At 72.1% G+C, this 24,033-nt stretch carries 15 protein-coding genes; 9 read left to right on the top strand and 6 right to left on the bottom strand.

Going from position 1 to position 24,033, the window contains the following annotated elements; genetic code table 11:
- Positions 1-338: 338 nt before the first annotated feature.
- Positions 339-935, bottom strand: a complete 597-nt coding sequence (locus tag WMF19_RS28920; RefSeq protein WP_437893296.1) for a hypothetical protein — start codon at positions 933-935, stop codon at positions 339-341.
- Positions 936-1,342: 407 nt separating this feature from the next.
- Between WMF19_RS28920 and WMF19_RS28915 the strand changes: the two genes are divergently transcribed.
- Both WMF19_RS28915 and WMF19_RS28910 read left to right on the top strand, forming a co-directional pair.
- Positions 1,343-2,524 (top strand): mechanosensitive ion channel family protein, encoded by a 1,182-nt coding sequence (locus WMF19_RS28915; RefSeq protein ID WP_437893295.1) that lies wholly within the window; start codon positions 1,343-1,345, stop codon positions 2,522-2,524.
- Positions 2,525-2,957: 433 nt separating this feature from the next.
- Positions 2,958-4,076 carry a CBS domain-containing protein gene (locus WMF19_RS28910; protein WP_437893294.1) on the top strand — a complete coding sequence of 373 codons (1,119 nt, stop codon included), beginning with the start codon at positions 2,958-2,960 and terminating at the stop codon, positions 4,074-4,076.
- A gap of 331 nt (positions 4,077-4,407) precedes the next feature.
- Here the strand turns inward: WMF19_RS28910 and WMF19_RS28905 are convergent, their stop codons facing one another.
- The 4 genes from WMF19_RS28905 to WMF19_RS28890 form a co-directional block, all read right to left on the bottom strand.
- Positions 4,408-4,956, bottom strand: a complete 549-nt coding sequence (locus tag WMF19_RS28905; protein WP_437893293.1) for a hypothetical protein — start codon at positions 4,954-4,956, stop codon at positions 4,408-4,410.
- A gap of 10 nt (positions 4,957-4,966) precedes the next feature.
- On the bottom strand, positions 4,967-5,473 hold the full coding sequence (locus tag WMF19_RS28900) for a YtxH domain-containing protein (RefSeq protein WP_437893292.1): 507 nt from the start codon (positions 5,471-5,473) through the stop codon (positions 4,967-4,969).
- 358 nt (positions 5,474-5,831) lie between these two features.
- Positions 5,832-6,404 carry an OmpA family protein gene (locus WMF19_RS28895; RefSeq protein WP_437893291.1) on the bottom strand — a complete coding sequence of 191 codons (573 nt, stop codon included), beginning with the start codon at positions 6,402-6,404 and terminating at the stop codon, positions 5,832-5,834.
- A 129-nt stretch (positions 6,405-6,533) separates the two neighbouring features.
- Complete coding sequence (locus WMF19_RS28890; RefSeq protein ID WP_437893290.1) at positions 6,534-9,077, bottom strand: PAS domain S-box protein; 2,544 nt, start codon at positions 9,075-9,077, stop codon at positions 6,534-6,536.
- 291 nt (positions 9,078-9,368) lie between these two features.
- Here WMF19_RS28890 and WMF19_RS28885 point away from each other — a divergent pair, with 291 nt between their 5' ends.
- Positions 9,369-9,875, top strand: a complete 507-nt coding sequence (locus WMF19_RS28885; protein ID WP_437893289.1) for a hypothetical protein — start codon at positions 9,369-9,371, stop codon at positions 9,873-9,875.
- Positions 9,876-10,090: 215 nt separating this feature from the next.
- Here the strand turns inward: WMF19_RS28885 and mug are convergent, their stop codons facing one another.
- Positions 10,091-10,603, bottom strand: a complete 513-nt coding sequence (mug, locus tag WMF19_RS28880) for a G/U mismatch-specific DNA glycosylase (RefSeq protein ID WP_437331175.1) — start codon at positions 10,601-10,603, stop codon at positions 10,091-10,093.
- Between the two features lie 226 nt (positions 10,604-10,829).
- Here mug and WMF19_RS28875 point away from each other — a divergent pair, with 226 nt between their 5' ends.
- The 6 genes from WMF19_RS28875 (at position 10,830) to WMF19_RS28850 (ending at position 23,861) form a co-directional block, all read left to right on the top strand.
- Positions 10,830-14,024, top strand: coding sequence for a hypothetical protein (locus WMF19_RS28875; RefSeq protein ID WP_437893288.1), 3,195 nt, complete (start codon positions 10,830-10,832; stop codon positions 14,022-14,024).
- A 162-nt stretch (positions 14,025-14,186) separates the two neighbouring features.
- The gene (locus WMF19_RS28870) at positions 14,187-15,629 is read left to right on the top strand and encodes a sigma 54-interacting transcriptional regulator (RefSeq protein ID WP_437893287.1); all 1,443 of its coding nucleotides are present in this window, start codon (positions 14,187-14,189) and stop codon (positions 15,627-15,629) included.
- Positions 15,630-15,833: 204 nt separating this feature from the next.
- Positions 15,834-19,034, top strand: coding sequence for a hypothetical protein (locus WMF19_RS28865; RefSeq protein ID WP_437893286.1), 3,201 nt, complete (start codon positions 15,834-15,836; stop codon positions 19,032-19,034).
- A 1,273-nt stretch (positions 19,035-20,307) separates the two neighbouring features.
- Entirely contained in the window at positions 20,308-22,833 is a 2,526-nt protein-coding gene (locus tag WMF19_RS28860; protein WP_437893285.1) for a DEAD/DEAH box helicase, read from the top strand.
- 60 nt (positions 22,834-22,893) lie between these two features.
- Positions 22,894-23,280, top strand: a complete 387-nt coding sequence (locus WMF19_RS28855) for a helix-turn-helix domain-containing protein (RefSeq protein WP_437580039.1) — start codon at positions 22,894-22,896, stop codon at positions 23,278-23,280.
- Positions 23,277-23,861, top strand: coding sequence for a transposase (locus tag WMF19_RS28850; RefSeq protein WP_437893284.1), 585 nt, complete (start codon positions 23,277-23,279; stop codon positions 23,859-23,861). Before WMF19_RS28855 ends, WMF19_RS28850 begins: the two co-directional genes overlap by 4 nt.
- Positions 23,862-24,033: the final 172 nt, after the last annotated feature.

Here is a 24,033-nt window from a genome sequence, read left to right as displayed (position 1 = left end):
GGGCCGTCGGGGTCCCCTCGGGTTCAGGCTTCATGGCACGTCGGCCATGCGCTTCTGCTCCCACCGCGCAGCAGCATGTGTTCGTATTACACCGCAGGCGCTCAGCCGCGCAAGCTTCGCGCCACGCGCCACGCGCCACGCGCCACGCGCCACGCGCCACGCGCCACGCGCCACGCGCCACGCGCCACGCGCCACGCGCGCGTGTGCAGCGCGCGTGTGCGGCGCGCAAGGCGCGCGTGCTCGCCGCGTTCTATCGGGCCGAGCGCGCGCGTGAAGCCGCGGCGGCACACCGGGGCGGGGGCCCCCGCGCCGGCGCGGCTACCCTCCGAGTCGGCGCCTCAGGCCACGTCGGACTTGGGCGAGCGGCGCTTCGTCGGGAGATCGCTCGGCTTGTTGCGCGGCGTGATGATGCTGTAACGCCCTGCCTCTCCCACCCTCTCATGGACGCCCGATTCCATGGCGTCTCTCCCGGTCCTGAGCGGCGGCAGCCACCGCGACACGTTCGCGAGGCACGAGGTGCGCTCGGGAAAGGGAGAGTGGCGGGGGGGCGGCCTCTCCGTCGCTCCGCGGAGCGGCCGCTCCGATGCCGCGTCGTGCGTCCGCTCCTGGGCGGCCTCATACGGCCGCTCCGGCGACCCGTCATACGGCCGCTCTTGGGCGGCGTCATAAGGCCGCTCCGCGGCGGCGTCGCACGGCCGCTCCGGGGTCGCGTTGTGCGTCCGCTCCAAGGGGGACCCGTGCGGCGGCGTGAACGGGGCGGCGCTCTGCGCAGGGAGCGTGCCGGAGGACGCGCGGCGCTTCGCGGTCGTCGCGGCGATCCGGTGCCGGAGGTCCTCGACGTGCTTCGCGAGCCGCTCCGTCTCCTCGGTGAGCCGCGTGAAATCCTCCTCGGTGAGCCGAGTGAAATCATCGACCTGGCTTCTGCGCTCTGACATAAACGAGTCCTTTTGCCGCGTTTCTTCAGCCGATCTCGACGCCCCGTCGGCTCCGCTGCAGATCCAGGGTGCACACAGCATGCCGCGCCGCTCGGGTCGGTCGCACGCACTGGGCGGGGTCGAGCGGCGCTGGTGCGGATCGCCGCAACGGGGCGCGCGTGCCTCCATCCGTCCTCGCGAGCTCTGCTCGGCGAGCGGCGGAGATCCGGCTGGACACGCGGGGGAGGGTCCGGCGGCACGCCCTGTGCCGTGGGGACGCCGCACACACGATGGATGAGCCCGCCGCGCCTCGCTCGGTCACAGCCCTCTCCGCCGCTCTCCAGAGCGCGGCGGGGAGGGCCGTGTCCCCGGGGCTCCAGATCACGAAGGCGCGCGCGGCGCGGGTGCGCTGGTGAAGGAGTGGATGCATGCAGAACTCGAACTTTGAATCGCTCGGCGCCCGGCTGGGGATCCCGGGTGATGGCGTGTGGCCGTGGGTGATCGTCGCGGCGAGCGTTCCGGTCGGCTTCGGGCTCGCTCGGATCGCCGCGGGCGTCTTCCGGCGCGGCGGTTCGGTCGTCGCGCGACGGACCGCGACGCCGTGGGACGAAAAGACACTCGACGCGGCAATCGGCCCCGTGACCCTTTGTCTCGGGGTCGTCCTGACAGCGGGACTCGCCAAGCTCACGCGGATCGGCCAGGGCCTCGTGACCGATCTGCGGTCGCTCCTCTCGGCGCTGTTCATCGGCGGGGTGGCGTGGCTCCTGATGCGCATCGTGGGGATCCTGACGGAGGTGCTGGATGCGCGCGCCCTGCGTCATCTCAAGGAGGGGAGCGAGTCGTCCCGCGGGCTGCGCACCCAGGCTCGCGTGCTCGAGCGGGTCGCGCGGGTGCTCATCGTGATCGTGGCGGGCGCGCTCGTGCTCATGAACTTCGAGGCGGTGAGGAACGTCGGCGTCTCGCTGCTGGCGTCGGCCGGCATCGCCGGCGTCGTGCTCGGCCTCGCGGCGCAGAAGCCGGTCGGCGCGATCCTGTCGGGCCTCCACATCCTGTTCACCCGCCCCATCGACCTCGGCGACAAGGTCGTGGTGGACGGCGAGTTCGGGACGATCGAGGAGATCCGGCTGACCCACGTGGTCGTGAAGATCTGGGACGAGCGGCGGCTCATCGTCCCGACGGCAAGGCTCCTGGACCAGTCGTTTCAGAACTGGACGAAGCACGGGTCGGAGAAGCTGGGCACCGTCGAGATCTACGTGGATTACCGGACCCCGGTGGACGCCCTGCGGCGGCACTTCGAGTCGATCCTCCCGAGCAGCGAGCTCTGGGACAAGCGCGTGAAGGCGGTTCAAGTCACGAATGTGACAGAGCGCACGATCGAGGTGCGTTTGCTCGTCTCGGCGCGCGATCCTGGGCAGCTGTTCGATCTGCGGTGCTGGCTTCGCGAGGAGATGCTCCGCTGGGTCCAGGAGCTCGAGAGCGGCGCGTACCTGCCGCAGGAGCGTTTGACCCGGACCTCCTCTGTCATGGAAGCGGCGGAGGGTCGTGCTCCGGCCTCGGGCCGCACACGCCGGGCTGGAGCGGGCGACAGGCTGCCCGATGCGGCGCCGTGACGGTATGCGCCCACCATGTCGCGGAACGCCACACCGCGGCGTTCAGGCGAGGTGCGATGAGCCCGGCGCATCCGCTGCGCCCTCGGGTGCGCCGCAGGCCCGTCCAGGCTCTGCCGCACGCGCACCGCCTCGGTTGAGGCGATGTTGACGCGATGATGACCACCAACGCCGCGGAACAGCCCTTCAGGCCAGTCGCGCCCGCTCTGACCGCCAGGAGTGGCTCCGCGTGCCGCTCCCTTGCAAGCGAGGCGCAGGAAACCGGCATGTGATTTGCAGTAAAATCAGAAAGATCTGGGACAAGTGCCCGTCAGCCGAGCCGTCGATCGCGCGACGAGGTGTTCGCCACGCCCCGGGGGAGGAGGCAGTGGCACGTCGGAACTGCGCCTCCCGCCATGTGCAGGTGCCTGCGCGGGAACCCCAGGAGCAAGACACCATGAAGTCGGTCATCAGGATCACGCGGCTCGGCGGTGTTGATGTGTTTGCGCACGCGGCGTTCGGCCTGCTGCTCCCGATCGGGGCGCTCCAGTGGGGGGCGCGGCACGGGTGGAGCGGCGCGCTCTTCGGCTGCGCGCTGGGCGCGGCGCTGCTCGGGTGCGCGGCGCTGCAAGCGCTCGTGCATGGGATCGTGGCGAGGCTGCTCGGGCTGAGGCTGCGGGAGGTCCAGCTCTCGCCGCTCGGCCCGATGGCCCTCCGCTCGCGTCCTGCCGGGGGACGGGCGCAGGGCCGCGCGCTCGGCCTCGCGGCGAACGTGGCCCTCGCGGCGCTCTTCGTGCTGGCCGTCGAGGCCCAGCGCGGGGTGGGCGAGCTCGGGTGGATCTCGGCTCTTCAGGTCGCCGAAGCGCCGTCGCGCGAGGCGGCGATCGTGTGGATCGCCAGCGCGAACCTGGGGATTGCGCTGCTCGGCCTGCTGCCGGCGCTGCCGCTCGAGGGCGGGCGCGCGCTGCGCGAGGCGCTCTCGCCGCTCACCGGCGCCTGGCTCGCGACGTCGATGACGGCGGCGCTCGGGCAAGCGGCAGCGGCGGTGCTGTTCTTCATGGGCCTGTTCGGCGGTCAGCTCGTCGTGGCCGCGGTGTCGGCGCTCCTCTTCGTGGAGGCGCGGCGGGAGTGGAGCGCGGCGCAGGCGGTGATGGCGCCCGTGGCGCCGCCCGAAGAACATCCGAGCGAGGGCAGGGCGGTTCAGCTGTGGCCTGGCGAGCTCGTGGGCGACGCCGCGCGGCGGATCCTCGCGAGCCAGGAGCCGGACTTCCCGGTCGTCTACGAGGACCGCGTGATCGGGATCGTGACGCGCACGGATGTCATGCGCGCGCTGGCCGCCGGCCAGGAAGGGTCGTTCATCGCGTGGATCATGCGCTGCGACCTGCCCCGGGTGGCGGCGGACGTGCCGCTCAACGAGGTGGGGCGGCAGATGATCGAGAAGAACACGCCGGTGGTCGCCGTCTTCGACGGAGAGAGCTACCTCGGGCTCGTCAAGCACTCGGACATCGCGGGCGCGCTCACGCGCGGGCGGGGGGGGCGGCTCGGGAGGATTCACCTGGCTCCTCAGGTTGGATAGTCATAGGCGCTAACCAAGCTTCGCGCCGCGTCCTCCTATATCCGAACGTTTACGTGGTCGTGGTCGCGAACGTTTACGTGGTCGTTCACGGCCTATCGTTGACGACCACGACCACGACCACGTTCACGACCACGTAAACGTTCACGACCACGTAAACGTTCACGTTGGCGACCGATGGTGGGGGGCTCGGCGGGATGCCCGGCCCCCTCCGGGCTCGGGACGTAAGGGGCGAGCGTGTTTCCGGACACAAGGACGCTCAAGCAACGCGCCCCGCCAACCCGGAGAGGGGGGCGGGGCGCTCGTCGGGAATCGAGAGGCGGAGCTCAGGAGCTCAATCGCCTCGAACGAAATTGAGCTTGAAGGAGACAACGAGCACGAGCGCGTCCTGACTGATGCGGCGCTTGCCCCAGGCGACCCCGATGTGCAGCCCCTCGATGGGATCGAGGTTGGAGGGGAGACCCACGGTGTGCGTGAGCGTCTTCGTGAAGTTCCACTCAGGCCGCTTGTTCGCGAGCGCCGCGTTGACCGCCTTCATGACGGTGTGATCGAGGATCGAGGGGATGCCGCGGATGTCGGCCTCCTCGAGCTCTACGTTGAACGCAAGGACGTTCCCCTTGTTCCTCTCGATGATCTCGGGGCAAATCAGCACCTTGAGCTCATCGAGCCGGATGGTGGGGTTGACGCCCGCGATGGACCACTGGAGCTCCGCAGGGCAGGTGACCCGTAAGCCCAGGTCATCGGCCAGGGCAATCTCGGTCGCCTTGCCCAGGTACAGCCAGCGATCGGTCGTCTCATCGTCGTCCAGGTGGATCTTCACAGGGAGGAACTCGCCCAGGAGCTGGGCGAGATCCTCCCGCGTGATGATGGCTTCGAGCCACACGGCAAGCGCCTCAGCTCAGGTGATGGCCGCTCTCGCCGCCGTGGGACAGCCCAGCTCCCTCGATGCCGTAATGCGAGTTCGCAGAGCTCGTCTCGGACGGCGTGACCGCGCCCTTCACCGCGTCGACCGCGTTGCCGACCTTGTCCTGGACCTTGCGCTCGGCCTGCTCGACCCCGCGGGTCGCCTGGCGCTTCAGGCCGTCGAGGCGGGTCAGGAGCTCGCGGCGCAGCGCCTCGCCCGACGTCGGCGAGAGCATCAGGGCCACGCCCGCGCCCACCGCGAGGCCGGCGCCGAAGAGGCCGAGCGCCGTGAGCGGGCTCCGCTTGCGCGCGAGCCCGACCCAGCCGAGCACGTCGTCGAAGCCGAGCGCCCCGACCGTGGCGGCGACGCCGGCGATCGCCTTCGCGACGTCGAACGCCGTCGTCCTGGCCGCCGTCGCGGCGACGCCCGCCCCGGAAGCCGCCGACTCGACCACACCCTTCGCAGTCCCCACCGCGTTGTTCATTCGGTTCGTCATGGCTCTTGTCTCCTCGTGACGGACACGACATCCGCCGGTTCGTGTCAGGAAACCATTGCAGGGCCCGGACCAACCGAGAGCTCGCGTCCAGAGCGCCTATCTCCGAGGCCGCGCACCCTCGGCGTGGCGCGAGCGTGACGAAACGCCACAGCTGTCGTGACGCGCCTCGGGCGCAACGCATGCCATGAGACGAGCGCCCGTGAACCAAGGGCCGTGGCGCGCGGCGCCGTCGCCAACGGAAGAGATGGGATCAGGGGAGGAGAGGGGAGAGCAGGCCCGCGGAGAGCGGGAGATCCAGCGGCTGCGCCGCTGCGGCAGGGGCTCCGAGCCGCGTCCGCCGAGCGGGCGAGCGCGCGCGTCACCGGGGGGCGTGGGCGACGCCGATCAGCGCGACGTCGACCCTGCGATCATAGCCATAGGAGTACATCGGTTGAGCTCCGACGGCCTGGGTGTCGCCCGTCGCGCGCGTCGTGATGCGATCCGCAGGGATGCCCTCCTTCACGAGGATCTCCTTCACCCGCGCGGCGCGGCGGAGCGAGAGATCCTGGTTGTACGCCTGGGTGCCGCGCGGATCGGCGCGGCCGACGAGCTCTATCCTCGCGCCCTGGAGGCCCGATGAGAGCAGGCAGTCGACGAGCGCCCGGAGCTCCACGTGCTCCTGCGGCAGCGGCTCGGCGGAGTCGAAGGCGAAGCTCGTCTTGGGCAGGCGGCAGACGTCGGCGATGTCGGCCCCGAGGGTGAGGCCGATGAACCGATCCTCGCCCTCCCTGAGATCGGGCCATTCGACCTTGTAGACTCCATCCGGGCCGGGGTTGGGCAACCTCGGCTCGGGGTGAGCCTGCTCCGGGGGTGGGGCCGCGGTGCACGCGGTGAACAGCGAGAGCGCAAGCGCGCCAAGGCAGAGCCTGGGCAGGTTGGACGTCGACAGCATGAGAACCCTCCTTTCGAGGTCGGCCGTGATGAGCCGCCTTGTGTTCCGAGGAGGTTGTTCAAGCTCCGTGCCTGTCCAGCGCTCGAGGCGTGTCGCCGCGCGCCACGCCCCGCGCTCGAGGCGGGGTCATCAGGGGGATGAAGGCTCTCTGGCCTCGAGCTTGGGCCAGGTGAACCGGAAGGTGGCGCCGGCGCCGACGGCGGACTCGACCCAGGCGCGCCCGCCCTTGCTCAGGACGATCTTCTGCACGACCGACAGGCCGATGCCGGTGCCCTCGACCTTGTCGCGCGCCTTCAGCGTCTGAAAGATGCCCCAGATGCGGTCGTGGTACTCGGGGGCGATGCCCGCCCCGTTGTCGGAGACCGAGAACTCCCAGAACGGGCCGGCGTCGCGCGCGGTGATCCGGACCTCCGGATCGGTGCCCCCGGCGTGCTTCAGCGCGTTGCTGATCAGGTTCAGGAACGTCTGCTGGAGCGGAGCGCGCTCCGTGACGAGGACGGGCATGTCGGGGACAATCTCGACACGCGTCTCCGGCGGGGGCGCGAGCAGCTCGATGATCTCCCGGAGGAGCTTGCCGACGTCGATCGCCTCGGGCTTCTCGCGGGCGCGGCCCGCCCGTGAGTAGCTCAGGATCCCGTCGATGAGGTTCTCGAGCCGGTGGACGCGCCCGCGGAGCAGATCGAGCTGCTTGCGGCTCTCCGCCGTCATCTTGTCGTTGAGGTCCTCCTCGATCCACTGCGAGAGGTTGGCGATGCCCCTGAGCGGCGCCTTGAGGTCGTGGCTCGTGACGTACGCGAACTGATCGAGCTCCTTGTTGCTGCGCTCCAGCGCCTGGACGAGCCGCTGCCGCTCCTCCTCGGCGCGCTTCTGATCGTCGATGTCCGTGTACGTGCCGAACCAGCGGACGATGCGGCCCGACCCGTCGCGCGCGGCGACCGCCCGGCCGATGAACCAGCGGTACACGCCGTCCGCGCGCCGGAGCCGGCACTGGCTCTCGTACGGCTCGCCCGTGCGGAGCGCCTCCCGGAAGGCCTCGATCGCCCGCTCGTGCTCCTCGGGGTGGATCATCCGGCTCCAGCCCTCGCCGCCGGTGTCCTCCGCGGTGAGCCCCGTGTAGTCGTACCAGCGACGGTTGAAGTACTCGTGGTGGCCGTCCGGGCGGTTCGTCCACACGAGCTGCGGCATGGTCTCGGCGAGCAGCCGGAACTGCGCCTCGCTGTGCTTCAGCTCCTCCGCGAGCGTCTCGACCTCCTTGCGCACGGTGACCTCGCGCTCGAAGAGGAGGGCGTTGTCGACGCTGAGGGCGGCGCGCCGGGCGAGCTCCTCGGCGAACTGCACGTCGGCCTTGGTGTAATTCCGGCCCGACTCGGCGTGCGCGAGCGTGATCGCGCCGAGGACGCGGCCGCGCGCCGCCAGCGGCACCACCAGGTACGACCGGAGGCCGAGCTCGCGCGCCATCCGGAGGTGCTCCTCGTCCCGCGCGTTCTCGACGAGCAGGAAGTCCGGGATCTCGGGGGCCCACTCGGCCTCGCCGGTCCGGAGCACCTTCGGCACACCGCGGCTCGCCGCGGGATCGACAGGATAGATCTGCTCGATCTGGCGGACGAGCTCCACCTTCTGAGGGTCGGTGTGCTGGACGGCGACGCGCTGGATCGCGCCGTCCTGGCCCTGGATGTCCACGGCGCACCAGTCGGCGAGGAGCGGGACGACGAGCCGGGCGAGCTGCCCGAGCGTCTCGCGGAAGTCGAGCGAGGACGAGAGGATCTCGCCCGCGCCGGCGAGGAGGCTGACGTTGGCCTCGGCGCGCTTGCGCTCGCTGATGTCGAGCACGTAGGTGAGGTTGCGCCGCTGCGTCTCGATGCGGGCGGACCCGACGAGGACCGCGACGCGCTTGCCGTCCTTGCGGATGTACTCCTTCTCGAACTGCTTCGTAACGCCGTGGAGGCTCAGCTCGTTGATCGCGTCGTGGTGGACGTGCTCGTACTCCGGAGGGGAGAGCTCCTGCCAGCTGAGCAGCCCCGCCTTGAGGTCCTCGCGGGTGTAGCCGATCATCGACAGGAAGCAGTCGTTCGCCTCGATGACGCGCCCCTCGTAGTCGCTGAAGAGCAGGCCCATCATGCTGGTGTCCATGATGCGCCGGAACACCTCGTCGCTCGCCTGGCGCTCCAGCTGGCGGAGCGCGGCCTCCTGCCGCTTGATCTGCTCGGCCCTCCGGTGCAGCTCGACGAAGACCGCCACCTTGGCGCGGAGGATGTCGGGATTGAACGGCTTGACGACATAATCGACCGCGCCCTCGCGATAGCCGCGATACCGTCGGTCCTCGTCCTCCGGCAGCCCCGAGATGAAGATAATCGGCGTGTGCCTCGCCCGATCGAGCCCCCTCACGCGGGCGGCCGTCTCGAAGCCGTCGATACCGCGCATCTTCACGTCCATGAGGATCAACGCGAACTCCTCGCGGTTGAGGTGCTCGAGCGCCTCCTCGCCGGATTGCGCTGTGACGAGCCGCTGGCGCAGCGGATCGAGCACGGCCTCGAGGGCGAGGAGGTTGGCGCGGTGATCGTCGACGAGCAGAATGCTCGCCACGGGCTCGGAAGGAGCGGACGGGAGGGGAGCGCCCGGCAGGACAGAGGACTTCACCTGAAGCGGGCTCAGCCCTGGCTTTCGGTCGGGCATGACGAAGACGGTTAACGGCGCCCGGACCTTCTGGCAAGCGAAAGCGGCGCTCGGCCGGCGAGGGCCATTCTCCTGCTCGACGCGCTCGAAGCAGTCATCTCCTGCTCGCCGCGGCGTCTCCAGCGCGCGGCGACAAGGCCGCGCGGGATCGGGCCTCCGCGCGCCACGCTGTGGCGATCCGTCACGCGCGGCGAGCGGAGCGGACCGTCCTGGATGGGGCGCCGCGACGGGGGCGGGCGGCCGCGCGTGGCTGGCATGGGGCCTGCTGGATGTGCCGCAGAGGGAGCACGTATGCGATTCGGACTCAAGCTGGCTTCATTCGTGGGGGCGCTCGTGGGCGCGCTGCCGGCTTCGCCGGCGGCGGCGGCCGACGGAGCGGGGCTCTTCGCGCTCCCGCCGGGCCGGCTCGACGCGGCGGACCGCGCGGGGACGCCGACATCCGAGCCGCCTGCGATGTCTGGAGCGACGTTCGTCGAGCTGATGGAGCGCACGATCATGGCCGTGCTGTCGCCGCCTCCGGCGGAGCTCCGCGTGGCGCCCCTCGTGAGCCGAGGTGGCGGCGGAGGGCTCCGCCTCGTCCTGCCCGTGTGCGAGGACGGCTGTTCGCGTTACGCGTCCCGCGCCGTCCTCCTGGTCGCGCAGAGCGCGCCGGACTCGCCGTTCGCGTGGCTCGCCGCGGTGAGCAACCGCGGCGGGCGATCGTCCGAGGGGCCGCCCGGCCTCGCCGCCGTCCGGGAAGAGGCCCGCAGGGCGCGCGCGAAGGTGCCTCAGGAGGAGGCGAGCGCGCTGCCCGAGTAGGCGCGCCGGCGAGCGACGCCGCGAGCGCGCTGCCCGCGTAGGCGCGCCGGCGAGCGACGCCGCGAGCGCGCGCCGGGAGACCGCCTGTCTGTCGGCCATGGCGGCCGCTGAGCTGGCCTGAAGCGGAAGAGCCGAGTCGACGCACGCCGCGCGGGGCGGCGACGGTACGCTGGATCCTGCCTTTCAGGGGATCGACGTCGGCGCGCGTTCGCCGCTCACGGCGAGGCCCCGGTCGACGTGACCGCCTCGTGGAGGGCGCGGAACATCGCCGCGAGCCTGTCCGGCTGATAGCTGGCGTTGAGCCCGCTGGGGTTCGGCAGCACCCAGAGCCGCGTTGCGCCGAGCGTCTCTGTCTGGGGGCCGGGCACGGCGCGAGGCCTGCCGAACGCCCCTCGGTAGGCGCCGATCCCGAGCACGGCCAGGAAGCGAGGGCGGTAGCGTCGCACCGTGGCCTCGAGCCGTCGCCCGCCCGCGGCGAGCTCCTCGGCGGACAGCTCGTCCGCCGACGCGGTCGCGCGCTCGACCACGTTGGTGATCCCGACCCCGAGCTTCAGCAGCTCGCGCTCCTCGAACGGGGAGAGCACGCGATCGGTGAACCCGCCGGCGTGCAGCGCCGGCCAGAACCGGTTGCCGGGGCGGGCGAAGTTGTGCCCGACGGCGGCGGTGTAGAGGCCCGGGTTGATGCCGCAGAAGAGGACATCGAGGTCCGGGGCGATGACGTCCGGCACCGTCTTGCCGGCGGCGGCGAGGAGCTCGTCGCGGGTGGGTCGTCGAGGTCGGGGAGGGGAGTGCACAGGCTTTCCGGGCGGGCGCAGGGCGCCGCGGCTGCAGTTTACGACGGCGCTGCATGAAGGAGCGCGGGAGCCGGGGACGACGGGCGCGGCCGCCGGGGGCGAGGACGTGGATCGACCCTGGACGGGGGCGCGACAACGGATACCGTCGTGCTTTCCCCGGATGCTTGTGCGCTCCCTCGGTCTGATCTCGGCTCTCCTCGCGGCCGCCTGCGCGCGTGCGCCCGAGCCGAGCCCGGCGAGCGGCGCGGGGGCTGCTCGGGCCGCGCGTGCGCCGGGCGCGACCGGCGCCGCCAGCGCTGCCCCGGCGGGGGCGCGCTATTTCCAGGCGCTCTCCGAGGGCGTGTTCCGGGTGACGCACGACGGACCGGCCGCGGCCGTCGCGGCTCGCGTCGTCACGGAGGGCGCGCGGATCGAGCTCGGCGTAGACGGGCGCATCGCCGCGGCGGCGTGGGAGGCCGAGCTGTGGGCGTCCGGCGACCCCGTCGTCGGATCGCTCGCGATCGCGCCCCACCTCGGTGGGGGCTTCCTGCACTGGACCCGGCGCAAGGCGTTCCGCTCGCGCGGCTTCACGGGGCCGCTCGCGGAGGTGGCGCTCGGCGGCGGCGGCGCGGTGCGGGGCGCCCGCAACGGCCTGCGAGGCGTCGTGGTCTTCATGGAGCAGGGGCCGCGGGAGCTCCTGCCGGGCGAGGATCGGGGCCGGGCGCTCGACATGCCGGCCATCCACGATCTGGCCGCGCTGGACGCCTCGCGCGCGGCGCGCCTCGACGTCTTCGGCCGCGCCGCGACGACGGCGGACGGCGGCAGGACGTGGATCGATGCCGGCCAGCGGCTCGGGCTCGCCGTGCGCGCCCTGAGCGTCGCCCCGGACGCGCTCGCGCTCGACACGGCGCTCGGGCGCGTGGCCGTCCTCCCGGACGGCTCGCTCGGTCGGCCCGACGGCGACCTCCGCTCGAGCTGGCCGAGCGGGTCGTTCCAGCTGCTCTTCGCGGGCGCCCAGGCCGCCTCGCGCGACGCCCTCGCCCTCGACGATCTCGCGCCGCTCGCGGCGGCCGTCTCCTCGGGCGCGCTCTTGCCCGACGGGACCGCGCTCGGGGTGTTCGAGGGCGGCGCCGCGCGGATCGACGTGAGCACGGGCGCGGTGCGCGAGCGGTTCTCCGGCTGGCTCCCGGACGGGCTGGGCTGCGCGCCCCTGCCCGCGGAGGACGGGCCGCTCTTCCTCTGCGTGTGGGACGATTACGACGGCTACGGCAGCTACGTCCTGCGCTCCGAGCGCGGCGAGGCGCCGCGGATGGAGCGCTCCTTCAGCGACGAAGGGTTCTTCGTGGCCGACGACGGCGGCGCGCTCGGCTACGTCGGCGGCTGCGCGGCGTCGCCGCGGGTCGCCAGCGACGAGGAGCGGGATCGCCGCTACGGCGAGGTCGTGATCCACCCGAGGATCTGCGTGCGGCGCGGCCCGGGCGACTGGGTCGAGCACGCGGTCGAGCTCGGCGAGTCACAGACGCTGGTCGGCTGGGCGCCGCGCCGGGACGGGAGCGCGATCGCGCTGCTGAGGGGCGAGCGAGACGCGCGGCTGCCAGCGCCGGCCGGGGCGCCGCGGGGCCGCGACGAGGGGGGCGCGCGGGTCGTGGAGCTCCGCGGGCACCTCCCCGGCTGGTACTGGACGCCGCCCCTGCGCGACGGGACACGGGCGCTCGTCGACAGGCGCTTCCGCGCGCGCGAGGACGGCGGGGTCGACGGGTGGCTGTCGTCGGTCGAGTGGCCCGATCCCGTCGGGCAGGCGAGCCTGGGCGTCACGATCGCGGAGGACGGGACGGTCTCGCCGCACGCCCTGCCGCCGGATCCAGCGGGGATGGTGGTGACCGGCGACCGCGGCGTGCTCGTCACGGCCGGCGCGGAGCTCTACGAGACGCTCGATCACGGCCGGACGTGGCGCGCCGCAGGGCGCTCGCCGGTGCCGCCGCCGTCGTTCCAGGGCGGGTGCTCCGCGCTCGGCTGTGCGCTGAGCGGCGTGGTGCGGCTCGGCTGGGGCGCGGGCGAGCTGTCGCCGACCATCGCCGCCGCGCCGGGCCTCGGCTGCGGGGCGGCGGAGGCCAGCCACGCGGGCGCCGCCGGGGCGAACGTGGCGGCTTGCGGGGGCGGCGTCGGCCGGATCGAGGAGCCGCCGGCAGCGCTGCCGTCGCTCTCCTGTGCGCCGATCGAGCTGCCGGCGCTGCGCCCGCGCGCCGCGCCCGAGGCTGGCTCGGAGCGATGGACCGTGCCGACGTCGTATGGCGAGACGCTCGAGCTCGTCGCCGACGCGCCGGCGCCTGGGCGCGCCGCGCGGCCAGCCGAGGAGGCGCCGCCCGCCGAGGAGGCCGCGCCCGAGGAGGCGCCGCCCAACGGCGCGGCGTCGGGCAAGGGCGCCGCGGCGCCGGGAAAGGGAGGCCCGAAGGTCGCGGCGGTCCGGACGCACAGCGTGCTCTACCTCCCGCCGTTCGATCTGCGCGGCGAGGCGCTGCGGCTGAACGCGACCGAGCTCGCGCTGAGCGGCGGTCAACGCGGGAAGCGCAGCGCGTCGATGCCGCTGCTCGCCGCGAGCGGCGAGGTCGGGCTGCTCGTCCTCGCCGAGGCGGGCGAGCTGCTGCTCGGCCCGCAGGGCGCGCGGGCGCTCCCTGCGTTCGAGCCGCGCCGAGGTTATGCGGACACCGCGCCGGGGCGGGCCCCGGGTCTCCTGCTCGGTCCGGGCCGCGCGCTCGTGCTCGGCGAGCTCCGGCGCCGCGTGGCCATCGAGGAGCACACGCCGGAGCCCCGGCGGCCTGCGCGCCTCGTGGCGCTCGACCGCGAGGAGCTCCGGGGCCGGCCGATGACCCTCGCGTGGCGCGACGACGGCGAGGCCGGCGTGCTGGTGCTCGACGGCTCGGCCCTCGAGATCGCGGGCGCGGCGGTGCTGGACCGCATGGGGGGGACCGTGGGCGAGGTGGTCGCGCTCGCGCCCTGGGCGACGCTGACCGCGGCCAGCGACGCGCGCTGCCGCGCCCTGAAAGGCGCGTGGCGCGCGCTCGTTGCGCTCGATCCGGAGCGCGCCCTGCGCCTCGATGGGAGGGCGCTGCCCGCGCTCGCGCTCGGGAACCAGGGCCTCGCGCACGTGCGCTGGGGGCGCGAGCGCGTCTGCCTCGAAGCGCTGCACCTCGCGGCCTCCGACTCGAGGCGGCGCGGTGAGCGCGCGGAGGGCGCGGCGCTTGTCGCGCGGTGGGCGGCCCCGCGCGGGCAGGAGAGGCGCGGCGCCGGCGCCGGCGCAGGACAAGGCGTGCTGCGAGCGCAGGCGACGACCCAGCGCCTCGTGTGCTCCGTGGGCGCGCGGCCCGAGGACGGCTGAGGCGCGGCGCGGATGTGGGTCAGCTCGTGTCAAGACCGCTCCGCGAGCACGATCGGATCGGACGAATGATGCGCCCTGCGGACGGATAGGTTGGTACCATCACCATTGGCAATGCACGGCGACGGGACACAGCGATCAAAGGACATCGATAGTACAGCGACAATGCAAATTCGTGCTCCGTTCTCTCGGCAGGACAGCGCCGGGGCGGGGCTCGTGTTGCTCTACGCCGACAATTACGAGCAATTCCGGCCGGCGTACCCCGTGCTCGAGCAAGGCTCGGTCCTCGGCCGCGATCCGACCGCGGATGTGTCCGTACCGACGCGGAGCGCTTCGCGCCATCATGCCCGGATCGAGCGGCGGGGCGGCGTCTGGGTGCTGACCGACCTCGGCGGCCGCAACGGCACGCTCTGCAACGGCGAGTTCGTCACGGAGGTGCCCATCGCGCACCTCGACCAGGTCCGGGTCGGCGACGCCATCTTCAAGTTCGTCGAGCGCGACGTCGAGAGCTACGCCCGCTACCGCATCGACGGCGCGACCCTCGATGCGCAGGAGGTGCCGGAGGGGCCGCCGCGCTTCTCGATGGGGCGGATCGTGGGCGGGTACCAGACCCGGAGCCTCGCTCGCAGCCTGTACGAGATCGCGCGCAGCGAGCTCTCGGTGCTGATCCGCGGTGAGAGCGGGACTGGAAAGGAGATCTTCGCCCAGCAGCTCCATGACTGGAGCGGCCGGCGCGGCCCGTTCCTGGCCGTCAACTGCGCCGCCATCCCCGCCGCCCTCGTCGAGGGGGAGCTCTTCGGGCACCGGCGCGGCGCGTTCTCGGGCGCCGACCGCGACAGGGCGGGCATCCTCCGCGCGGCCCACGAGGGCACGCTCTTCCTCGACGAGATCGGGGACATGCCGGCGGAGGCCCAGGCGAAGCTCCTCCGGGTGATCCAGTCGAAGGAGTTCACGCCGCTCGGCGGGACGCAGTCCGAGCGGATCGACGTGCGGATCGTCGCCGCCACGCACCGCGATCTCGACAAGCTCCAGCAGACGGGCGCCTTCCGCGCCGATCTGTTCGGTCGTCTGAACGAGCACAGCGTGACCCTGCCCCCCCTCCGCGAGCGCAAGGAAGACATGTTCTTGCTCTGCACCGCGCTCGCGGCGCGCCACGGTCGGTCCGAGATCCGGCCCAGCATGGTGGCCATGACGGCCCTGCTCCACCACGATTTCCCCTACAATGTGCGGGAGCTCGAGGCGCTCCTGAAGCGCTGGGCCGCCGCGGATCGCGGCGCCGAGTTCGGCGTCCAGGATCTCAGCGACAGCATCCGCGATCGGATGAAGACGTACGGGGCCCGGGGCGCTGCCCTCGCGAGCCAGCTCGGGGAGGATTCCCGCGCCACGGTCTACCCGCAGTACGACGAGGAGCCCGCGGAGGACGGGGCGTCCGCGCCGGGCGGGCCGCTGCCGCCGAGGACCACCCCGGAGGAGAGCGTGCTTCGGGATCTCCTCGCGCGGCACCAGGGGAACGTCGCCGCCGTGGCGCGCGTGCTGGGGAGAGATCGAGTGCAGGTGCACCGCTGGATGAGGCGGTACAACCTCAAGGCCGACGCGTTTCGCGGGTAGCATTGCGCTCGGCGCCGCGCAGAGCGGCTGCGCTCGCGTCCGCCGAGGCCGACCTGCACCCGTATGACCGCCGAAAGCCCGCTCACCCGCAAGCTCCAGATCATGCCCGCTCACCGCCTCTTGCAGCGCAGGCGCTGAGCGGTCTGCCCTCGATCGCGCCGAGCACCGCACGGGATGGATCCTGCCCGCCTGAGACTGGACGTCGTGGCCCCTCTCCTCGCCGCGCTCGCGCTCGCGGCGTGCGGTGCGGCCGAGCCGGCGGCCGCGCCGCCCGGCGCACTCGAACCGCCTCCCCGCGCCACCGCGACCGTCGCGCTCGGCCCGGCCCGGTACGTCGCGCAGCCCTACCTCGTCGGCCTGGTCGAACGCGTGGTCATCGGCGGCCGGGAGGTCGACAGGGCGATCGTCAACGGCCAGCGCGTCGAGCTGCACGGCCTCGATCGGCTCGAGCCGCTGGGCGCGGAACGCGTGGTGCTCGCCGGCGGCGCGGCGTTCCCCGCGTGGGCCCGGCCCGGCGCGGCCGCCGTCGACGCCGCGCGCTACCTGTTCTGGAGCGGCGGCGACATCTACGCCGCCGAGAGCTTCGGCGGGGAGCTCCGCAAGCTCGCGACCCTGCCGGGCGACGTCGCCAGCGCGTTCCCATGGCTGGACGGCATCGGGCTGCTCACCGCGGCCGGGAGCTTCGTCGTCCAGGGCGCGAGCGGCGCGCTGCGGCCGCTCGGCTCGCCGTCCCTCGTCGCGGCCGCGGCGGCCAGCGAGCGCCGCGCGCTCGGCCTCACCGTCTTCGGGCGCGCGCTCCTCACGCTGGACGGGGGCGCGTCGTACCGCGACGTCACGGCGGAGCTCGGCGACGCGATCGCGCTCGACGTCCGCGGCGAGGAGATCGTCGCCTCGCTGGCCTTCGGCCTCGAGCGCGCCCTCGAGCCGAGCGGTCGCCTCGGCGAGCCCCGCGCGAGGCGCGCGCCGCCGGCGGCCGGCGTGGATCCCGGGTGGCCCGGCCGCGCGCCCTTCGAGCAGCTCGCGGACGCCGTCGCCTCGGGCCTGCCGCTCGCCGACGGCGGGGCGGCGCTCGCCGTGGGCGGCCTCATCGGCCGCATCGACCTCGCCACCGGCCGCGCCTCGTCCGTCGCGCCGCTCCCGCCCGGCAGCGGCGAGTGCGCGCCGTTCCGCGCGGGCGACGCGCTGCTCGCCGTCTGCGCCGGCCCGGAGCGCGCGAGCGTCGTCGACCTCTCCAGCGACGCGCGCGCGCTCCGCGTCGAGCGCTCGTTCGAGCTCCTGCCCGAGCCGGCGCGGGAGACCGATCGCTTCGTCGGCGTCGACGGCGAGGCGCTCGGTTACGTGGGGCCCTGCGAGGGGCCGCCGAGGCCGCGGATCGATCTCCGCGCGTTCTCTCAAGGGGCGCTCGGCGGCGACTCGACGCAACAGAGCGCGGTGTTCTGCGTGCGGCGCGGGCCGGGAGACTGGGTCGAGCACCGCCTCGACGCGGCGGACGCGACCGACGTCCTCGCCTGGATACCGCGCCGAGGCGGGGGCGCGGTCGCCCTCATCGCGCGCCCCGGCACGTTCCTGCCGGACGGCGAGCGCGTCGAGGTGCGCGGCGCGCTGCGCGTCGTGCGGCTCGCGCGGGGCGAGCCGCCGCTCCTCCTGCCCCCGTACGGCGACGAGCAGGCGGAGCTGCTCTCGCGCGCGCTCGCCGCGCGGGCGGACGGCGCCATCGAGGGCTGGCTCCCCGTGCACGGCTACGCGGCCGACCCCGCGCCGATCACGATCGACCCCGCCGGCCGGCTGCGCCGCCACGCCGTGCCGGCTCGCGCGCGCTCGATCGCGGCGTCGGGCCCCTTCGCGCTCGCCGAGACCGAGGACGGCGGGCTCTTCGAGACGATCGATCGAGGGCAGCGGTGGGTGCCCGTCGCGCCGCCGCCGGGCGGCGGGGCCGCGCGCCTCAACGCCTGCTCGGCGGTGGGCTGCAGCCTCGGCACGCTCCTCCGGCTCGGGTGGGCGTCGGCCCCGCGCTCCGGCGGCGGCGGCGGCGGCGGAGGCCGCGCCGCGTCGCCGCCCGGCGCGGCCCTGGCGGAGCCGCCCCCTGCGCGGCCCCCGCCCGATCGCGACAGGGCGGCGCGGCCTCCGGCGCCGCCGCCCCTCGCGCGGCTCGCCTGCAGCTTCGCGGGGCCGCTCGACGCCGCGCGCGTGCCGGAGTCGTCCGGGTTCGGCGCCGTCGCCGCGCCGCCGTCGCGCATGGCGGGCACGCTGCGGCTCGGCACCCTCGGGATGCTGAGGCTGCCGTCGTTCAACGTTGGCCTGTCGGGCAACGTTGGCCTGTCGGGCAGCGTTGGCCTGTCGGGCAGCGGCGGCCTGCCGGGCCCCTCCTTTGCCGACGCGGAGCTCGCGTGGATCGGGCCGCTCGACCTGCGCGCCGAGATCCACCGCGCCACCGTGCCGCTCGCGAGCGCCGGGCTGCTCCAGCTCGCGTACCGGCCGTACGAGGCGCAGGTCGGGCTCGTCATCGATCGCGACGGTCGCGTGGCCCCGGTCGCGGCCGGCCCCGCGGAGGCGTGCCTCGCCGGCCTTCTGGACGCCGCGCGCGTCACGCGGCCGATCGGCGGCTGCGCCCCCCAGCCCGCGATCGGCGTCGATCTCGGCGAGCGCGCGGTGTTCCTGAGCCCTCGGCACGACGGCCTCGCGGTGAGCTCGGTCGACTTCCGCGGCGCGCGCGGCGGGGCTCCTCTCGCGCGGCCCGGGGGCGGCGGGCCGCCTCCGGCGATCCGGGAGCTCCACGTGCAGCGCACCGCGCGCGCGACGGCGGCGCAGCGGGCGCGCTTCGCCTTCGGCGCAGGCGCGCGCGCGGGCGCGCCCGTCTTCGTGGCGGTGGCGGGAGACGGCGGCGCGGTGCTCTCGCCGGTCGACCCCGTGCTCGGCACCCTGGGCCCCGAGGAAGCCCTCGCCCCGCTCGGCGCGCTCGGCGCGGGCAGCGACCCCGCCTGCGCGCCGCGCCGCGGAGAGGCGCGCGTGGTCCTGTCGTTCGATACGGAGATCGGCCTCGTGCCCGGCGCGCTGCCGGGGATCACCGCGGCCGGGACGGCCGGCGTCGCGGTGATCCGGTGGTCGCGCGAGCGCGCGTGCCTCGACGCCGTGGAGCTCGTCGTGCGCGACGAGCGCTACGAGGGCGGCCTCGGCTTCTACGAGCCGCCCGGCGTCGTGAAGAAGCTCATCGCGCGCTTCGCGGGGCCGACGCCCGCGGCGCCGCTCGGCGCGCACGCGAAGGGAGGGCGTGGCGGGCCGAGCCCCGCGGCGGAGCGGCGGAGCGAGCCGGCGCAGGGCGCCGGCGGCGGCACGCTCGCGCTCGTCCTGTACGGCCAGGAGAGCCGGCAGCCGGTGCAGTGCAAGGCGGTCGTGAGGGGGCGCTGAGGCGCGTGTGCCAGCGGCGAGCGCGCCGAGGTCATCGGCGAAACCTCCGAAGAGCAAGCCGAGGAAGCCGGGGTCCGGCGCTGCGGTATCCGTGAGCATGGAGCGCGCGGCGCACCGCTCGCGCTCGGAAGCGAGCGCCCCGGCCGCGCAGAGCGGTCCGCGCACCAGCCTCGGCACCGGCGTCGCGAGGCCAGTCGGTGCGCGCATCGACTAGGCGAGCCTGCTCCGTAGGGAGTACCTCGAGGACGTGTTGCCCTGCCGGTGTGGCGGGCGGCTGAGGCTCGCGGCCGACATCTCCGAGCGCGAGGTCATCATCGCCATCCTCAAGCATCTCGGACTCCCGAGCGAGGCGCCTCCCATCGCGCGTGCGCGGAGCGCGAACTGCGAAGCGGCGTGAGCGCCGCAGGCGAAGCCCCCTGGCGCCGCAACGCCGGCGTGCGCCCGCGGCGCTGCCCGCCCCACAGGTTCGGGGCAAACGCGCTCGGTCGCGCAGCGCCGACCGGCCCGAGGCGCCCCGACAGCCGGCGACTGGGCGGTAGAAGGGGCATTCGACGTCCTAGCCTCTTTATAGGCATAGGCGGATTAGTGGATCGTACTTTTGGTACGCTATGTGAACTGCCGGTCGTTGGCGGGAATTTCTTGACAGGTCGGAATGGCTTTGCGCGGGCTATCCTCTCACCGCTGTCCGGCATCATGGCGAGGAGCCTGCCGCAGCCTCATGCGCCACCACAGCGGCGTCGATATCGCCTGCCGCCGCCGTGACCTCCCCTTGCACGAGCACGGCCAGAAGGGTCCTGCGTGGGTCGGCTCCGGGGACGCCCATGGCATGGTCGCGTTCTTCTACATGCTTGGTCCGCACGACGTTCCGATCCGGTCGACGACCCTCGCGTCCGGCGCTGCGTTTCGTCGCGTCGCCACGCAGCGCTGCGATAATCGCATGGAGCGCGCGAGTTGCTGCCGCCGAGGCCGGCTGCTCGCCGCGGGGACAGGCTGGCTCGTCTCGACTTTGCGCCCGGCGGTGCCTGCCTCGGGCTCGCCCCGGAGCGACGTGCTGCGACCATGAGTCACTGCGATCCGGACATCGTCCTGGCCGCCCACGCGCACCGCCGCGGTAGGACCCTCCCCCCACCCGCGCTCGCCTACGCCTGCCCGACCGTGAGGGCGAGAATACTCCCGGCGGGGCTAGCGCACTGCGCGCCCGATGCACATACTGATGTGCCCGACTTCCGCCGCGCGGCAGCGTGTCGGTCGCGGCGGGGAAGGATGCGCGCGCTTGGTCGACTTCAAGAAACTCACGAAGAAACGCGTTGAAGAGCAGGTCACAGACCCGATCAAGCTCTACTACGAGAAGCTCGAACCTGCGTCGAACACCGGTCCGCTCCGGCCTGCTCAGGAGGGCATCCTCGTGGAGTGGCGCGACAACCGGCGCAATGTACCTGACCTGGTACTCAAGCTCCACACGGGAGACGGAAAGACGCTCGTCGGATTGCTGATCGGCCAGTCGCAGCTCAACGCCGGTAAGGGACCTGCGCTCTATCTTTGCCCGAACAAGTATCTTGTTGCCCAGACGTGTGATGAGGCGAGCCGCTTCGGCATCAGCATCGTAACCGCCGAGCCGGACCTTCCTCCGGAATTCCTCGAAGGTCAGAAGATCCTCGTCACGACGGTGCAGAAGCTCTTCAGCGGCACCAGATTCGGACGCGGGACGCAGTCGATCAAGGTCGGGACGCTCCTGATGGATGATGCGCACGCGTGCGTCGACGCCATCCGCGACGCGTTCACGATCAACCTAGAAAACGACGCCGCCGCGTATCGATCAATTCGCGACCTGTTCGCGGACGATCTCCGCAAGCAAGGAGCCGGAACTTTCGCGGACATCGAGGCGGGCGACTCAAACGGGGTCCTCATGGTCCCCTACTGGGCCTGGCAGGAGAAGAACGACGAGGTGCTCAAGATCCTCGCGTCTGCGAAAGGGTCGGAAGCGGTCAAGTACGTCTGGCCGCTTCTGAAGGATCGGATTCGCGAGTGCGTCTGCCTCGTCTCGGGCAAGAAGCTCCAGATCACGCCGTACCTGCCACCGCTCGAAGAGTTCGGCACGTACACGAAGGCGTCGTCGCGCATCTTCATGTCAGCCACGACAGCGAACGACGCATTCCTCGTTCGCGGTCTTGGCCTCGCTCCGGACGTCGTCCAGAAGCCGCTCGTTTACGAGAAGCAGAAGTGGCTCGGCGAGAAGATGATCCTGATCCCCTCGCTGATCGACGACTCGCTTGACCGGTCCGAGATCGTCAACCGGTTCGGCAAGCCGCGGCCCGATCGAAAGTACGGTGCCGTGGCACTCGTCCCCGGGTTCGCGCGGACGAAGGACTGGGAGGCGGTCGGCGCCCACGTCGTCGACACAAGCGACATCGAGGAGGTCGTTGCGCGCCTCAGGAAGGGCGAAGGCGAGAAGACGGTCGTCCTGGTGAATCGCTACGACGGCGTCGATCTTCCCGACAAGGCTTGTCGCATTCTGATCATTGACTCCAAGCCCGTCGCCGAGACGCTGCTCGATCGCTACCTGGCCGACTGCGTGGCGGGCAGCGAGACGATCACCGCAGCGATCATGCGGAAGATCGAGCAAGGTCTTGGGCGCAGCGTCCGTGGCGAGAAGGACAGCTCGATCATCCTCCTCATCGGTACCGATCTAGTCGCGCTGGTCCGCACCGCCGAGGGGCGCCGCTTCCTGTCCGCGCAGACGCAACGGCAGATCGAGATCGGCCTGGAGGTAGCCCGTCTCGCGAAGGAAGAGGTTCAAGACGGCAAGGCGACGACGGCGCTGCAGAACGTCATGAAACAGTCGCTCGGCCGCGACGACGGATGGCGTGAATACTACAAGGAGGAGATGAACGCGATGGTGACACCGACGCCGAACCTCGTCGCGCTGTCGACGTTCGAGCTCGAACGTGCCGCAGAGCTGAAGTTCCAGGACGGTGACATCGACGGCGCGATCGCGATCGTCCAGAAGCTCGGGAACGAGGCCGCTGACCCCTCCGTGCAAGGCTGGTACGTGCAGGAGAAGGCCCGCTACGAATACGCGCGTTCGCAGACGGATGCCGACAAGCTGCAAGCTGCTGCGCACAAGAGGAACCGGCGCCTGCTGAAACCGCGCACGGGGATGGATTTCAAGCGCATCACCATCGTGAATCAGAAGCGGCCCGAGCTGATCAAGGCGTGGGTTGTGAAGCATGGCGACGGTGAGCAGCTCCAGGTTCGTGTAGCCGAGCTTCTCGATCGCCTTCAATTCGGAGTGAGCGCCGATCGCTTCGAGGCCGCGTGGAACGAGCTGGGGCACGCGCTCGGCTTCGTCGCGGAGCGGCCCGACAAGGACTGGGGCGAGGGGCCGGATAATCTCTGGGCGCTCCGCGAGAAACAATACCTACTTGCAGAAGCGAAAAGCGAGATCGAGGTGACGCGCGCGGAGATCCACAAGGACGAGTCCCAGCAAATGAACAACTCGTCCGCGTGGTTCACCAAGAACTACGGCGACGTTCCGGTCAAACGGCTCATCATCCACCCCGCGCAGAAGCTCTCGAAGAGCGCCGCATTTCACGACGACGTCGAGATCGTGTCGCAGGCGCGGCTCGATGCGCTGCGGAAGGCCGTCCGTTCCTTCTTCCGCGAGTTCGCCAACGTCGACTTCGCAGCCATCTCGGAGAAGAAGATTGAGGCGGCGCTCGTCGCTCACAAGCTGACGATCGAAGATATTCTCACCCTCTATTCGAAGAAGCCGGTCTCGTTCGGCAAGCCGCGGATCTAGAGCGGGGAGCAGGTCCGACGTGCACGCTGCTTGCATCCCCTTGGCAGGAGGGCAGCAAGGATGCGACCCTGCGGACTCGACCTTCGAGAGCGCATCGTCAAGGCGTACGAGAATGGGGAAGGATCGGTACGCGACCTGGCTGAGCAGTTCGAAGTCGCACCGAAAACTGTGCAGTCCTATCTCACGCTCTACCGGACGACCGGCAGCGTTGCGCCGCGCCCTCGCGCGAACGGGCCGCGGCCGAAGATCAACGGGCAAGCCCTGGATGACCTGAGGTCGCTCGTGGCGACGTCCTCCGACGCGACCCTGGACGATTTGGCTGACCTGCTCGCGCGCCGTGATCACATCGTAGCCAGCCGCCATACCGTCGGCCGGGCGTTGCGACGGCTGAACATCACCCGGAAAAAAAAGCGCTCCACGCAGCCGAGCGCGACACGGAAGATGTGACAGCGGCTCGCCGGGCCTTCGCAAAAGAGCTCGCTCGGCTCGACCCACAAGAGCTGGTTTTTATTGATGAATTTGGGACCAATCTGGGCATGACGCGGAGGCACGCATGGGCGCCACGGGGAGTCCGTGCCCACGGTGCGGTGCCGATCAACACCGACCCCATGATCACGCTCACGATCGGGCTGGCCCTCGATGGTGTCGTCGCTCCCTTCGCGTTCGAGGGCACCATGGACGGCGTAGCCTTCCGCGCGTACGTCGAGGGACAGCTCGTACCGGCGCTGAGGCCAGGCCAAGTCGTCATCGCGGACAACCTCGGGGCGCACCGCACGCTGGGGGTTCGCGAAGCGATCGAAGGCGCTGGCGCGAAGCTGATGTACCTGCCGCCCTACTCCCCGGACTTTTCTCCGGTCGAGAATTGTGGTTCCAAGATCAAAGAGTCGATCCGAGCGGATGCACCTCGATCGCCCTCAGCCGTCTACAAGTCGATGGGGCATGCGATCGGCGCGATCACTCCGGCGGACGCTCGCGGCTGGTTCAACCACTGCGGGTACTGTGTCCCGCGGACCTGCTCCCCGCTCTAGAGCGGCTCAGGGGGGGCTTTGGTACACCGTCGCGCGCGGCGGGCGCGCCGCCAGTCGAGCGTCCCGCAGAGGCAGACGAGACGGCTGGCGTGCGAAGTACCGAGCTCCAGGACATAGCCGAACGCGTGCCGGCCGCTTCGGGACGTAGCCGATGCGGCCAAACCAGCCGCGG

The organism is Sorangium sp. So ce124 (assembly GCF_051525235.1).
Lineage (GTDB): Bacteria > Myxococcota_A > Polyangia > Polyangiales > Polyangiaceae > Sorangium > Sorangium atrum.
Note: the sequence above shows the minus strand (reverse complement) of the source record. Positions and strands in the feature narration are given on the sequence as shown.

Coding starts and splice junctions, on each gene's coding strand:
- WMF19_RS28920 (WP_437893296.1), bottom strand. CDS start 935: ATGTCAGAGCGCAGAAGCCAGGTCGATGATTTCACTCGGCTCACCGAG.
- WMF19_RS28895 (WP_437893291.1), bottom strand. CDS start 6,404: ATGCTGTCGACGTCCAACCTGCCCAGGCTCTGCCTTGGCGCGCTTGCG.
- WMF19_RS28870 (WP_437893287.1), top strand. CDS start 14,187: ATGCAAATTCGTGCTCCGTTCTCTCGGCAGGACAGCGCCGGGGCGGGG.
- WMF19_RS28910 (WP_437893294.1), top strand. CDS start 2,958: ATGAAGTCGGTCATCAGGATCACGCGGCTCGGCGGTGTTGATGTGTTT.
- WMF19_RS28885 (WP_437893289.1), top strand. CDS start 9,369: ATGCGATTCGGACTCAAGCTGGCTTCATTCGTGGGGGCGCTCGTGGGC.
- WMF19_RS28900 (WP_437893292.1), bottom strand. CDS start 5,473: ATGACGAACCGAATGAACAACGCGGTGGGGACTGCGAAGGGTGTGGTC.
- WMF19_RS28875 (WP_437893288.1), top strand. CDS start 10,830: ATGCTTGTGCGCTCCCTCGGTCTGATCTCGGCTCTCCTCGCGGCCGCC.
- WMF19_RS28855 (WP_437580039.1), top strand. CDS start 22,894: ATGCGACCCTGCGGACTCGACCTTCGAGAGCGCATCGTCAAGGCGTAC.
- WMF19_RS28915 (WP_437893295.1), top strand. CDS start 1,343: ATGCAGAACTCGAACTTTGAATCGCTCGGCGCCCGGCTGGGGATCCCG.
- WMF19_RS28890 (WP_437893290.1), bottom strand. CDS start 9,077: ATGCCCGACCGAAAGCCAGGGCTGAGCCCGCTTCAGGTGAAGTCCTCT.